Consider the following 12,999-nt stretch of genomic DNA (forward strand, 5'->3'; position numbering starts at 1 on the left):
TACCGATGAAACGTGAATACAAGGCACCGGCGCGAACCGCGGCGTCGCTGAACGGGGAACGTTTCGGCTCCGGGGAGGTGCAGGCTGCCCGCGCCACCCAGGACCGGATCGACATCCCCGAATTTGAGCCGAACCTCCTGCCGGAGGGCGACATCAGCCCGGACCGTTTCCTGGACCGGGAGCTCAGCTGGCTGGCGTTCAATGCCCGCGTCCTGGAACTCGCCGAGGACCCGGACGTCTACCTGCTGGAGCGGGTGAACTTCCTGTCCATCTTTGCCTCCAACCTCGACGAATTCTTCATGGTCCGGGTGGCCGGCCTCAAGCGCCGCATCGCCGCCGGCCTGGCCGTGCCCTCCCCTGCCGGGCTCAGCCCCATTGAGGTCCTGGAACAGATCAGCGACGCCGCCCACAAGCTGCAGGCGCGGCACGCCCATGTCTTTGCCAGCCAGATCCGCCCGGCGTTGGCCTACGAGCACATCCACCTGGTCCGCTGGGACGAGCTGGACGAGGGCGCCAAGGACCAGCTGGGCAAGATGTTTGCCGAGAAGATGTTCCCCATCCTGACGCCCCTGGCCGTGGACCCGGCCCACCCGTTCCCGTACATCTCGGGGCTGTCGCTGAACCTGGCCGTGGTGGTCCGCAACCCCGTCAGCGACAAGGAGCTCTTTGCCCGGCTGAAGGTGCCGGACCTGCTGGACCGGCTCGTCTCCGTTGACGGCGCCCGGGCAGGCACCGTGCCGGGGCGCGTGGCCAGGTTCATCCCGCTGGAGGAAGTCATCGCCCAGCACCTGGACCAGCTCTTTCCCGGCATGGAGGTGCTGGAACACCACACCTTCCGCGTCACCCGCAACGAGGATCTCGAGGTCGAGGAGGACGACGCCGAGAACCTCCTGCAGGCGCTGGAAAAGGAACTGCTGCGCCGCCGGTTCGGCCCTCCCGTCCGCCTGGAGGTGGCCACGGACATCAATCCAAACGTCCTGGCCCTGCTGGTGCGCGAGCTCGACATCGAGGACTCCGAGGTCTACAAGCTCCCGGCCCCGCTGGATCTGCGCGGCCTGTCCGTCATTGGCGGCATTGACCGCAGCGATCTTCGGTTTCCCAAGCACGTTGCCCACACCTCGCGCGATTTGAACGAGTCGGAGACGTCCAAGGCCGCCAACGTGTTCGCGGCCATGCGCCGGCGCGACATCCTGCTCCACCACCCCTATGACTCCTTCTCCACCTCGGTCCAGGCGTTCCTCGAGCAGGCCGCCTCGGACCCCAAGGTCCGCGCCATCAAGCAGACCCTGTACCGGACCTCCGGCGACTCCCCCATTGTGGACGCCCTGGTCGACGCGGCCGAGGCCGGCAAGCAGGTGCTGGCGCTGGTGGAGATCAAGGCACGCTTTGACGAGCAGGCCAACATCTCCTGGGCCAGAAAGCTGGAGCAGGCCGGCGTGCACGTCGTCTATGGCATCGTGGGGCTGAAAACCCACTGCAAGCTGTCCCTGGTGGTGCGCCAGGAACAGGACGGGCTGCGCCGCTACTGCCACATCGGCACGGGCAACTACCACCCGCGCACGGCCCGCTACTACGAGGACCTGGGCCTGCTGACGGCGGACAACCAGGTGGGCGAGGACCTCACCAAGTTGTTCAACCAGCTTTCCGGGTACGCGCCCAAGTCCGAGTTTGAGCGGCTGCTCGTGGCCCCGCGCTCCGTGCGATCGGGCCTCATCGAGCGCATCGACACGGAAATCGCCAACAAAAAAGCCGGGCTGCCAGCCCAGGTGCGCTTCAAGGTCAACTCGATGGTCGACGAGGCCATCATCGATTCGCTGTACCGGGCCTCGCAGGCGGGGGTGGACGTCGGGGTGGTGGTGCGCGGCATCTGCTCACTCCGCCCGGGCGTTGCGGGGCTGAGCGAGAACATCACCGTGCGCTCGGTGCTGGGCCGCTTCCTGGAACATTCACGCGTATTCACCTTTGCCAATGGCGGGGACCCGGTGGTCTACATCGGCTCCGCGGACATGATGCACCGCAACCTGGACCGCCGGGTGGAGGCGCTGGTGCAGCTGTCCAACCCGGACCACATCAGGGAGGTCAACTCACTTCTGGACCGCTACCTCGACGCCGGCACGTCCAGCTGGCATCTCGGCGTTGACGGTGAATGGACCCGCCACCACCTCGCTGCGGACGGCACCCCGCTCAGCGACGTCCAGTCGTGGCTGCTCGCCAGCCGCTCCCGCCCGCGTTCGACCCTGCACCGGTGATGCGCAGCAGCGAGCACTTGGAGGACGCCGCCCCCACCGGCACGGAAATTTCCGTGTACGCGGCAGGGGCGCTGTGCTGGCGCGTCAAAAAGAAGAAGCTGGAGCTGCTGCTCATCCACCGGCAGCGCTACGACGACTGGTCCTGGCCCAAGGGCAAGCTGGACAACGGTGAAACCATGGCCGAGTGCGCCGTGCGCGAGGTGTACGAGGAAGTGGGGCTGCCCATCACACTGGGCATACCGCTGCCCGCCATCCGCTACGCCGTCAAGCCCGGAATGAAGGAGGTGCACTACTGGGCGGCCGAGGTGGACGACATGCCGCCCCTGCCCGACGGCAAGGAAGTGGACACCGCCGTCTGGTGCTCCCCCACGAAGGCGAGGGGCCTGCTCTCCAACCCGTCCGACGTCGAACCGCTGGAGGCCCTGCTCGCCGCGCATGAGGCCGGAACGCTGCCGACCTGGCCCCTGCTGGTGATCCGGCACGCAAAGGCCAAGCCGCGCTCGGCCTGGACCCGCGCCGAGGGCGAGCGGCCGCTGGCGGCGACGGGCAAGCGGCAGGCGCTTTACCTCCAGCGGCTGCTGATGGCCTGGCACCCGGGCAAGATCCTCACGAGCGGCTGGATGCGCTGCATTGCCACCATCTCCCCCTACACCCAGGCCACCAAGGCCAAGGTCAAGGTGGTGCCGGCGCTGACCGAGGCGGACCACAAGCGGAACCCCGCCAAGGCCGCCGCCGCCGTGGAAAAGCTGCTGTCCAAGTCCAGCGCCGCGGCCGTGTGCACCCACCGGCCCGTGCTGCCGACCGTGCTGGAGACGCTGGCCACGCACATGGACGGCGCACTGGCAGCGAGGCTGCCGCTGGGCGACCCCCACCTGGCCCCCGGCGAGGTGCTCGTGGCGCACGTGTCCGTCAACGACCCCGGGCGCATCGTGGCGGTGGAGCAGCACCGGCCCTACGAGGACTGAACCCGGACCCACGCCGCCGGCGAACTGCGGCCCCAGCCCCGTCCAGGGCGGCCTCCAGCGGCGGGACACGTAGACTGGTGGCGTGACTATTGTGACCCCGTACGAAGACCTCCTCAGGGACGTGCTGGCCAACGGCACGCAGAAATCGGACCGCACCGGCACCGGCACGCTCAGCGTCTTTGGCCGGCAGCTGCGCTTCGACCTTTCCGAGAGCTTCCCGTTGATCACCACCAAGCGGGTCCACTTCAGGTCGGTCGCCATGGAGCTGCTCTGGTTCCTGCGCGGCGACTCCAACGTGCGCTGGCTGCAGGATCACGGCGTGAAGATCTGGAATGAATGGGCGGACGACGCCGGGGAGCTTGGTCCGGTCTACGGCGTCCAGTGGCGCTCGTGGCCCACGCCGGACGGCGGGCACATCGACCAGATTTCCCAGGTCATGGAGTCCCTGCGGAGCAACCCGGATTCCCGCAGGCACATCGTCTCTGCCTGGAATGTGGGTGAGCTGAAGGACATGGCCCTGCCGCCGTGCCACGCGTTCTTCCAGTTCTACGTTGCCCCCACGGAGGACCGGCGCGGCAAGCTCAGCTGCCAGCTGTACCAGCGGTCGGCGGACACGTTCCTGGGCGTGCCGTTCAACATTGCCTCCTACGCCCTTTTGACCATGATGATGGCGCAGCAGCTGGACCTGGAGCCGGGCGAATTCATCTGGACCGGCGGCGACGTGCACATCTACGACGACCACGTGGACCAGGTCGCCGAGCAGCTCACCCGCGAGCCATACCCGTACCCGCAGCTGCGGTTCACGCGCAAGCCGTCCTCCATCTTTGACTACACCTTTGACGACCTTGAGCTGGTCAACTACCAGCACCACCCGACGATTAAGGCACCGATCGCCGTATGAGCACCGACGCCGGCTCCCCCGGACAGCCCCCACAGTACCGCTTCACCCAGCCCATCGTGGGCATGATCTGGGCGCAAACCAACCAAGGCGTCATAGGCGCCGAGGGTGGCATGCCCTGGCACCTGCCCGAGGACCTGGCCCACTTCAAGCGCGTCACCCAGGGCCACCCGGTGGTGATGGGCCGCAAGACGTGGGATTCGTTTCCGGAAAAGTACCGGCCGCTCCCCGGCCGCACCAACATCGTGGTGACCCGGCAGGAAAACTGGGGCTCGACGCCGGACGCGAGTGGCGCCGTCGTGCTTGACTCCTTGGATCAGGCCCTGGTGGAGGCGCAGCTGTCCCCCGGCGGCGAGGAAGTGTGGGTGCTCGGCGGCGGACAGATCTTCGCCCAGGCGATCGACGACTGCAACGTCGCCGTCGTCACGGTTATTAACACGGATGTGCCAGGTGACACGCTGGCACCCGCGCTGGGCCCGGAGTGGACGTTCCGCGGCGCCACGCCCCAGGAGGGCTGGCGCACCGCCAAGAACGGCGCCGAATACCGCTTCACGTTGTGGGCCCGGGGCGAGTCCGAGTTTGAGGTGCCCGAATAAGCCATCCGTGCGCGAGGCTGAGACGGCGTTCACCAGATGACACCAACTTGGCGGGGCTCTCCCCCTCCCGCCTAAACTGGACGCATGACCTCACTCAATGTTCCTTCCGTCGGCCTAGTTGGCTGGCGCGGCATGGTCGGTTCCGTCCTGATGCAGCGCATGCAGGACGAGGGCGACTTCGCAAGCATCAACCCCGTCTTCTTCTCCACTTCCAACGCCGGCGGCAAGGCCCCGGCATTGGCCGGTCCAGTCTCTGGCGAGACGGGCACGCTCGAAGACGCCTTTGACATTGACACGCTGGTCAAGCTGCCCATCATTGTCACCGCCCAGGGCGGCGACTACACCAAGCGCGTCCACACCGAGCTGCGCGGCCGCGGCTGGGACGGCCTGTGGCTGGACGCAGCCTCCACGCTGCGCATGAACGAGGACTCGATCATCGTCCTGGACCCCATCAACCGCGACGTCATCGACAAGGGCCTGGTGAACGGCACCCGCGACTTCATCGGCGGCAACTGCACCGTCTCCTGCATGCTCATGGGCCTGGGCGGACTGTTCAAGAACAACCTGGTCGAGTGGGGCACGGCCATGACCTACCAGGCCGCGTCCGGCGGCGGCGCCCGCCACATGCGCGAGCTCCTCAAGCAGTTCGGAACGCTTAACAGCGAGGTGTCCAGCGAACTGGACGACCCGGCATCGGCCATCCTGGACATTGACCGCAAGGTCCTCGCCCACCAGCGCGAAGGCATCGACTCCAGCCAGTTCGGCGTGCCGCTGGCGGGCTCGCTCATCCCCTGGATCGACTCCGATCTGGGCAACGGGCAGTCGCGCGAGGAGTGGAAGGCCGGCGTGGAGACCAACAAGATCCTGGGCAACTCCGCGGACAACCGGGTCATCATGGACGGGCTCTGCGTGCGGATCGGTGCCATGCGCTCCCACTCGCAGGCGCTCACGCTCAAGCTGCGCGAGGACCTCCCGGTGGCCGAGATCGAAGCCCTGCTGGCCAACGACAACGAGTGGGCCAAGGTGGTGCCCAACACGAAGGAAGCGTCCATGGCGGACCTGACCCCGGTGGCCGCCTCCGGCACCCTGGACGTCCCCGTGGGCCGTATCCGCAAGATGGAGATGGGGCCGGAATACGTCAGCGCGTTCACCGTCGGCGACCAGCTCCTCTGGGGCGCGGCCGAGCCGCTGCGGCGCATGCTGGCCATCGCCACTGGCACGCTCTAGACCCGGATCTGTGTTGCACTTCTTCGGCTGGATAGCGCCTTCCGGGACGGTTTTCGTCCAATGACGGTTTTCGTCCAATAAGTGCAACACAGATCTTTAGGTGGCGAGGAAGTTTGCGTAGTTCGCCGCAGATCTTTCCAGCGCCCTGTCCTGCGCCGGGCTGAGCCCGTCAAACAGCTCCGGAAGAACGACGCCGGCGACTTCCCGTTGTTTCTCGGCCGCGCCTTGCGCCTTGCGCCAGGTCCCGGCCACCCTGCCCCCTGCCACCACTGGTGCCTTGAACATGCCGTTGTTGCCGGGCACTGTCAGCGGCGCATGGTGTGGCGCAAGCGCGGCGCTCCTGTCCGTGTAGCCCAACAGGTATTCGTCAAAGCCGGGCAGCAGCAGGATGGTCCTGGCCCCGGGCAGCGTGCCGCCCAGCAATTCCGCCGTTTCCGGGGCCAGCAGGTAGCTTGTTCCGCCGCACTCCACGGATTCCAGCCCGCCAGCCACCTGGTCCAGCCCGGCCTTGATGTCCGCCAGGGTCAGCTTCGACCACCATTGGAAGTCCTTGATGGTGGCCGGGCCGTGGCTGCGGAAATACCGCAGGGCAAGCTCGGCCAACGCCTCCCCGCGTTCCAGGACACGGCGGTCCTTGATCCAATGGTCAGCCTGCACAAAGAACTGGGTGTTGCCGTTGCCCGCGGCCGCGTTCATGGGCCCCTGTACCAGTGAGCCCTCCACGCAGAGCAGCCACAGCAGGTGGATGCCCCGCTGGGCCGCGGTCCGCTGTCCCGCCGCTTCGAAGGCCCCCAGCAGCTCCTCCCGCGTCGCCCTGCCGCAGGAGCCGCCGTCCGGGCCGGCACTGGCGCCAGGACTGGCGGTGACGCCTGCCCCGCCCTTGCTACGGGTCCCGGCTTCCCGGCCCGGCGGTTCCAACAGCGCCAGGGCAACATCGCGCACCTGGTTGAGGTCCGGCGTCGTAATTCCCAACTGGCGGTGCCGGCCTGCCATGGATCCCAGCATCCGTCCCGAGGTCAGCGACAGGATCCACCCGAGGTCCTCGGCAGCCGTGACGTGGAGGGTGCCGCGCAGGGGCCACGAACGGACAATCTCCCCGCGGTTGAAGGCCGCCTCGACGCCGGCCCGGCCGGTGCCGGACGCACGGAGCCCGATGGACCACAGCGCGCCGGGGAGGTCCTGTCCCTGCAGTGCCGTCAGCCAACGCACAACGTCCACCGGCCCCGGGCTGGGACGGGTGGACGCGGGCAGGATCCATTGGGCCGCAAGGCGGAGGCGGGCAAGGACGGCGGGTGTGACGCTGGGGGCCATCCCCCAAAGTATCCCCGCCCACACAGCCGGCCCGCAATAGCCCCCACCCGCTCCCCAACCTCGTTCCTCGGCAAGGGCCACTCGCGGGCCTGGGCCCCTTCGAAAAACGTCCCGAAAGATCGTTTTTTCGACCGTTATTGCAGGTCAGCTGTGGAGGGGGGGTCAGCGGGCGGAACGCAGCTGGGCCGTGATGGGGCATTCGAAGGGGTCGCGCTGGCCCAGGCCCACGCGGTTCAGGTAGCGCATGACGATCATGTAGGACTGGCCCAGGGTGGTTTCCGTGTACGTGATGTTCCGCTCGGCGCAGTACGCGCGGACCAAGGGCTGGACGGCCTTGAGGTTCTTGGAGGACATGGTCGGGAACAGGTGGTGCTCAATCTGGTAGTTCAGCCCGCCCATGCCGGCGTCGACCCACCATCCGCCGGAGATGTTGCGGCTCATCAGGGTCTGGCGGCGCATGAAGTCGATCTTGACGTCCTTGGGGACCAGCGGCATGCCCTTGTGGTTCGGGGCGAAGGAGCCGCCCATGTAGACACCGAGCGCCATGACCTGCACGGCGATAAAGGCAAGGCCCAGGCCCCAGCCAAGGAACCAGAGCGTGAACGCCGGCAAGATGACCAGGCGGACCACCAGCATGGCGATTTCGGCCTTGCGCTCGGGGACAACCTGCTTGCGGTCGAGCACCCGGCGGACGGCGGAAATGTGAAGGTCCAGCGCCGCAAGCGTCAGCAGCGGGAAGAAGAACGCGCCCTGGCGGCGGGCGAACCACTTGGCGAAGCCGGTACGCTTGGCGGCGTTCTCGGGGTCAAACACCAAGGCGCCCGGATCGATGTCGCCATCCACGCCGATCTTGTTCGGGTTCAGGTGGTGCTTGCCGTGCTTGTTCATCCACCAGCCGTAGGACAGGCCCACGAACAGGTTCCCGGCGAAACGGGCGAGCCAGGCGTTCTTCTTGGCGGAGGCGAACACCTGGCGATGCGCGGCGTCGTGCGAAAGAAAGGCGGTGTGCGTGCACAGGAAAGCGAACAGCACGGCGGTGACCAGCTGCCACCAGCTTTGCCCCAGCGTCAGGAACAGCGCCAGGACGGCCAGGTAGCCAAGGCTTTGACGGACAATCCGCGCCACGTACCACTTGATGTCGCGCTCCATGAGGCCGGCGTCGCGCGCCTGCTCGCAGAGCTGGATGAAGTCCGTGACGTGGCGGTCCCGGGTGGGGCGCTTGCGTGCGGGTTTGGCGGCGGGCGTTTCGTCGAGCAGGTCCGCGTGGTCCAATGTTGCCGATGACATGGTGTTCCTCCAGTACTTCACGGAGCTTAAAACACCGCGTTATGAGAAAGGTCTGAATCTTCCACTAACGCTACGGACCCTCCACTCCGGGCACATCACACCCGGGAGCCGTCTTGGCCCCGTACCGGGGTAGGGGTGGCGCCGTCATGAGTGAAGGAGCGTCCGCCGAAAAGGCCCCGGAACTGAAGGAGCGTCCGGGGGCGGGTCAGAGCTGGCAGCCCACCAGCACCGGCTCCGGGTGCAGGGTGATGCCGAATTGGCGCACGACGCCGGCGCGCACCTCCCGCGCGACCGCAAGTACGTCTTCTGCCGAAGCCCCGCCACGGTTCGTGACGGCGAGCGTGTGCTTGGTGGACAGGGCAGCGCGGCGGGACGCCACTCCGCCGCGCTTCCTGCCATCGAGCGCGAGGCCGTACCCCTTGGAAAAGCCCGCATGTTCAATCAGCCAGGCGGCGCTGAGCTTGGTCAGCCCGGCGGCGGCGGGGTAGCGCGGGGCGTCTGCGGGCAGTGACGCGGCCTCGGCGGCGCCGACGATCGGGTTGGTGAAGAAGGAGCCCGTGGACCAGGTGTCGCGGTCCGCCGCATCCAGCACCATGCCCTTGGAGGCGCGCAGTTCCAGTACGGTGCGGCGCAAATCCAGCGCATTGGCGCGCCTGCCCACCTCAACGCCGAGGCGGCGGGCCAGCTCGGCGTACTTCACGGGGGCGCTCATGCGGCCCAGGAGCAGCTGGAACTCCACGGTCAGCACCACGAAGCGGGGCGAGCCGTTGACAGTGGTCTGCTTGATGATGGAATCCCGGTAGCCAAACTTCAGCTCCGAATTGGTAAAGGTGCGCACGGCATCCTTCTCGCGGTCCCAGACGCGCACGGCGGCGACGGTCTGCGCGACGTCGGCGCCGTAGGCGCCCACATTTTGCACGGGTGTGGCCCCGGTGAGGCCGGGAATGCCGGAGAGGGCCTCCAGCCCGCTCCAGGCGTGCAGCACCGACTGGTGGACAAAGCTGTCCCAGTCGTGGCCGGCCGCAACCACCACGGAGGCCCCGCCACAGGAGTCCTCGGCAGTTGCCTTGAAGCCCTGGCTGGCAATCTTCAGGACCGTGCCGTCGAAGCCGTCGTCCGAGACCACCAGGTTGGACCCGCCACCCACAATCAGGAGCGGCTCGCCGGCGTGGTCGGCGGTGCGGACCGCGGCAATGATCTCCGCCTCGGTGGCAGCTTCCACGTAGGTGCGCGCGGGTCCCCCTACGCCGAGGGTGGTCAGGGAACTCAGCAGCACGTTTTCACTCACGCTTCAACAGTAGTGCCTTGCCTGGCACCGGCCGTCGCGGTCTTGCGCACCACCGGCGTGAGCACAAAGGCCACCACCAGCATGACGAGGACGGCGAGCAGGGAATGGAGCACGCCGACGTGTTCGGCGAGCAGGCCCAGCACCGGCGGTCCGCCCAGGAAGGCGCCGTAGCCGATCGTCGAGACCACGGAGACGCGGGCAGCCGCGTGGTCGGGGTCGTCAGAGGCTGCGGACATGCCGACGGGGAACCCGAGCGCGGATCCCAGGCCCCAGAAAACGAGGGCGGCCAGGGCGACCTCCTGGGTGGGCGCGAACACAAAAACGGCCAGCCCGGCCACGGCCATGGCCGCGCTGACGCGCAGGGCGGCCACCCGGCCGTACCTGTCCAGGACCGTGGTGCCGGCGAAGCGCCCAACGGTCATGGCGGAGACGAAGATGCCATAGCCCAGCGCGCCGACGGCGTTGGAGGAGCCGTAGCCGTCCGCGAGGGCCAGCGCAACCCAGTCGCCCGCGGCGCCTTCGGCCAGGGCCAGGCCCAGGACCAGCACGCCGATCAGCACGGTGCGCGGGTCGCGCCAGGCGGCGGCGATCTTGGCCCTGCCGTCCAGCTTGGCCTGGGCCAGCCTGCGGCTTTCCGCGGCCAGGGCGGCAGCGGCGTCGACCGCCGGGTCGGCGGCAGGGTCGGCCGCCCGCTTGGCGGGGGCACGCGCCGTTGTGCCCGGCCTGACGATGGGGATGGGTCCGGTGCCGGGCACGGAGTCCAGCTCGCCCAGCTGGACCGCGCCCTGCCCGCGTCCGGCCTCCGCGGAAAGCCGGTCCGCCTGGTAGTGGCGGGTGGCGAACCAGATGGCGGTCCACACAATCGCGGCCATGACGCCGACGTGGATGGCGACGGGAACGTGCACCAGGGCGGCGAGTGCGCCGAGCCCCGCGCCCACCACGGTGCCGACGCTGAACGAGCCATGCAGGCGCGGCATGATGTGCCGGCCCAGCGCCCGCTCCACGGCGGCGCCCTCAATATTGGAAGCGGTGTTGAAACTGGCGGTGCCCAAGCCCACGATGACCAGGCCCGCCCCCACCACCAGCGGGTTGATAAAGACGCTGGCGCCCACCCCCATGAGGACCAGGCCCACTGCCTGGATGGTGGTGCAGACGCGGGTGGTCAGCCTGGAGCCGAGCCGCAGCACCACCAGTCCGGAGGCGGCCACGGACACGAACGAGCCCAGGGACATGCACAGCAGGATCAGCCCCACCGTGGCCGGCGTCAGGCCGAGCCCGTCGCGGATCGCCGGGATGCGGGACACCCAGGTGGAGAAGACCAGCCCGGACCCGGCATAGGCGGTGACCACGCCGTTGCGCCAGGCATTGACGCCCGCCGTATCCGCGCCGGCGATGCTGGAATCAGCGCTGCTGGTGTTGGTTCCGCTCACGCCACGCGGACCGTGGCCTGCGCCTTGACCAGCACCTTTTGCCCGTCGAGGGTGACGGCCAAGTCGATCCGGGCCGTCCCCGCGTCGGCGTCGAGGGCGCCGATGGTGCCGGAGACCTCGACGACGGCGCCCGGCTCCCCGTCCAGGTCGGCCACCGGCACCGGCTTGGTAAAGCGCGTGCCATAACCGACGACGGCGGCCGGGTCGCCTGCCCAGTCTGTCACCAGCTGCACCGCCGCGCCCATGGTGAACATGCCGTGGGCGATGACCCCGGGCAGTTCCACCTCGCGGGCAAAGCGCTCGTTCCAGTGGATGGGGTTGAAGTCGCCGGAAGCCCCGGCGTACTTCACCAGGTCGGCGCGGGAGATCTCAAGTGTCCGGCTGCCGATGTCCTGGCCGACCGCGAGTTCCGCAAGGTTCATTACTGGCCCTCCCCGCGCACCAGGATGGCGGACACCGTAGTGGCAACGGCGTCCCCGGTCACGGTGGAAATTTCGGCGCGGGTGGTGATCATGGCGCCGCCGCCCATGGCCCGGACGGTGTCCACGTGGAGTTCGGCCACGAGCTCGTCGCCGGCCGTGATGGGGCGGTGGTGCGTGAATTTTTGCTCGGCGTGGACTACCCGGGAAAAATCGATCCCGGACTCGGGATCGTTGATCAGCTGGGCGTCGGCACGCTGCGCGACAATGATCGCGTAGGTCGGGGGCGCCACAAGGTCGGCGTGGCCCAGTTCCCGGGCGGCAGCGACGTCAAAGTGGGCGGGGTGGACGGCCTTGACGGCGCGCGCAAATTCGCGGATGGACTCGCGGCCCACGCTGTACACGTCGCCGGCCGGGTAGCTTCGGCCCTGCAATTGGGGGTTGATGGTCATGATCCAAGCCTACCGGCCGAGGGGCCCCGGCATGGGCCCACGGCGGCGAGGGTCCCGCCGCGAGCTTGCGAGCGGTGGGAGCCGCCGGGGAGAAGCGAGGACGGGGAGGCCGGTGGGCGCTACCGGCCGAGGGGCCCCGGCATGGGCCCACGGCGGCGAGGGTCCCGCCGCGAGTTTGCGAGCGGTGGGAGCCGCCGGGGAGAAGCGAGGTCGGGGAGGTCGGTGGGCGCTACCGGGCGGCGCATGCTGCGCACGCTAGGTCCGGGCACCCGATCCCATCCGCGCGACCACCGTCAGTAAGGACCGGACGTCAACGCTTCCGTCGGGTCCGGCGTCGTTCCCGGCATGCGTCGGAAGACCAAAAAGGGCCGCGTTGTAGTAGAGGCCGTCGCCGATGAGCATGACGGCGCGCGCGACCGAGGCGTCCTGGATGTCGCCGAGGATCAGCTGGTACCAGCGTTCGTGCATCTCGGAAAAGGCTGCGCGCACGGTGGTGTCGTCCCCCTGGGCCAGCCGCATGGCCGCAACGACCGTGCGGTCGAACGTGGTTCCACCGAAGACGCTGGTGCGCACGTAGTAGTTGGCGCAGCCTTCCGGGTCTTTGGCCATCAGGGCAAAGTCAGCCTCGGCCAGTTGACGCATCTTCTCGACCAGGCCGGCCGTCAAGGCTTCCTTGCTTTTGAAGTGGTACAGCAGGCCACCCTTGGAGACGCCCGCAGCGGCCGCAACCGCGTCCAGCGTGGCTGCCCGGGGGCCGTCGTTGATCAACAGGTCCTCGTACGCCTGCAGGACCCGGACGCGCGCGGACGGTGGTGTAGTCATCCTTACAGCCTACAAGAAGTGATGGACTGTACCGTCCAGCCGGTTTACTGTACCG

At 68.2% G+C, this 12,999-nt stretch carries 12 protein-coding genes; 5 read left to right on the forward strand and 7 right to left on the reverse strand.

The features are described 5' to 3' along the window. The first annotated feature begins 5 nt into the window (after positions 1-5). From DMB86_RS19270 to asd, 5 genes are all read left to right on the forward strand, one after another. Complete coding sequence (locus tag DMB86_RS19270; protein WP_113719196.1) at positions 6-2,249, forward strand: RNA degradosome polyphosphate kinase; 2,244 nt, start codon at positions 6-8, stop codon at positions 2,247-2,249. Further along, positions 2,249-3,214, forward strand: coding sequence for an NUDIX hydrolase (locus DMB86_RS19275; RefSeq protein ID WP_113719197.1), 966 nt, complete (start codon positions 2,249-2,251; stop codon positions 3,212-3,214). Before DMB86_RS19270 ends, DMB86_RS19275 begins: the two co-directional genes overlap by 1 nt. Positions 3,215-3,296: 82 nt before the next feature. Beyond that, complete coding sequence (locus DMB86_RS19280) at positions 3,297-4,115, forward strand: thymidylate synthase (protein ID WP_113719198.1); 819 nt, start codon at positions 3,297-3,299, stop codon at positions 4,113-4,115. Next, complete coding sequence (locus DMB86_RS19285) at positions 4,112-4,708, forward strand: dihydrofolate reductase (protein WP_113719199.1); 597 nt, start codon at positions 4,112-4,114, stop codon at positions 4,706-4,708. Before DMB86_RS19280 ends, DMB86_RS19285 begins: the two co-directional genes overlap by 4 nt. Before the next feature lie 84 nt (positions 4,709-4,792). Further along, positions 4,793-5,935, forward strand: coding sequence for an aspartate-semialdehyde dehydrogenase (gene asd, locus DMB86_RS19290; RefSeq protein ID WP_113719200.1), 1,143 nt, complete (start codon positions 4,793-4,795; stop codon positions 5,933-5,935). Between the two features lie 96 nt (positions 5,936-6,031). Here asd and DMB86_RS19295 read toward each other — a convergent pair whose 3' ends face one another. The 7 genes from DMB86_RS19295 to DMB86_RS19325 all read right to left on the reverse strand — a co-directional run bounded on the left by DMB86_RS19295 (position 6,032) and on the right by DMB86_RS19325 (position 12,944). Then, positions 6,032-7,246, reverse strand: a complete 1,215-nt coding sequence (locus DMB86_RS19295; protein ID WP_113719201.1) for a winged helix DNA-binding domain-containing protein — start codon at positions 7,244-7,246, stop codon at positions 6,032-6,034. Between the two features lie 162 nt (positions 7,247-7,408). After that, positions 7,409-8,533 (reverse strand): fatty acid desaturase family protein, encoded by a 1,125-nt coding sequence (locus DMB86_RS19300; protein ID WP_113719202.1) that lies wholly within the window; start codon positions 8,531-8,533, stop codon positions 7,409-7,411. A 205-nt stretch (positions 8,534-8,738) separates the two neighbouring features. After that, positions 8,739-9,821 carry a UDP-N-acetylmuramate dehydrogenase gene (locus tag DMB86_RS19305; protein ID WP_227878505.1) on the reverse strand — a complete coding sequence of 361 codons (1,083 nt, stop codon included), beginning with the start codon at positions 9,819-9,821 and terminating at the stop codon, positions 8,739-8,741. Then, positions 9,818-11,251 carry an MFS transporter gene (locus tag DMB86_RS19310; RefSeq protein WP_227878506.1) on the reverse strand — a complete coding sequence of 478 codons (1,434 nt, stop codon included), beginning with the start codon at positions 11,249-11,251 and terminating at the stop codon, positions 9,818-9,820. Before DMB86_RS19310 ends, DMB86_RS19305 begins: the two co-directional genes overlap by 4 nt. Next, positions 11,248-11,673 carry a MaoC family dehydratase gene (locus DMB86_RS19315; RefSeq protein WP_113719203.1) on the reverse strand — a complete coding sequence of 142 codons (426 nt, stop codon included), beginning with the start codon at positions 11,671-11,673 and terminating at the stop codon, positions 11,248-11,250. The genes DMB86_RS19310 and DMB86_RS19315 overlap by 4 nt, the downstream gene beginning before the upstream one ends. Next, on the reverse strand, positions 11,673-12,122 hold the full coding sequence (locus tag DMB86_RS19320) for an FAS1-like dehydratase domain-containing protein (RefSeq protein WP_113719204.1): 450 nt from the start codon (positions 12,120-12,122) through the stop codon (positions 11,673-11,675). The genes DMB86_RS19315 and DMB86_RS19320 overlap by 1 nt, the downstream gene beginning before the upstream one ends. 255 nt (positions 12,123-12,377) lie before the next feature. Then, positions 12,378-12,944 (reverse strand): TetR/AcrR family transcriptional regulator, encoded by a 567-nt coding sequence (locus DMB86_RS19325; protein WP_113719205.1) that lies wholly within the window; start codon positions 12,942-12,944, stop codon positions 12,378-12,380. Positions 12,945-12,999: the final 55 nt, after the last annotated feature.

Source organism: Arthrobacter dokdonellae, assembly GCF_003268655.1.
GTDB lineage: Bacteria > Actinomycetota > Actinomycetes > Actinomycetales > Micrococcaceae > Specibacter > Specibacter dokdonellae.

Coding starts and splice junctions, on each gene's coding strand:
- DMB86_RS19270 (WP_113719196.1), top strand. CDS start 6: ATGAAACGTGAATACAAGGCACCGGCGCGAACCGCGGCGTCGCTGAAC.
- DMB86_RS19275 (WP_113719197.1), top strand. CDS start 2,249: ATGCGCAGCAGCGAGCACTTGGAGGACGCCGCCCCCACCGGCACGGAA.
- DMB86_RS19285 (WP_113719199.1), top strand. CDS start 4,112: ATGAGCACCGACGCCGGCTCCCCCGGACAGCCCCCACAGTACCGCTTC.
- asd (WP_113719200.1), top strand. CDS start 4,793: ATGACCTCACTCAATGTTCCTTCCGTCGGCCTAGTTGGCTGGCGCGGC.
- DMB86_RS19295 (WP_113719201.1), bottom strand. CDS start 7,246: ATGGCCCCCAGCGTCACACCCGCCGTCCTTGCCCGCCTCCGCCTTGCG.
- DMB86_RS19300 (WP_113719202.1), bottom strand. CDS start 8,533: ATGTCATCGGCAACATTGGACCACGCGGACCTGCTCGACGAAACGCCC.
- DMB86_RS19315 (WP_113719203.1), bottom strand. CDS start 11,673: ATGAACCTTGCGGAACTCGCGGTCGGCCAGGACATCGGCAGCCGGACA.
- DMB86_RS19320 (WP_113719204.1), bottom strand. CDS start 12,122: ATGACCATCAACCCCCAATTGCAGGGCCGAAGCTACCCGGCCGGCGAC.
- DMB86_RS19325 (WP_113719205.1), bottom strand. CDS start 12,944: ATGACTACACCACCGTCCGCGCGCGTCCGGGTCCTGCAGGCGTACGAG.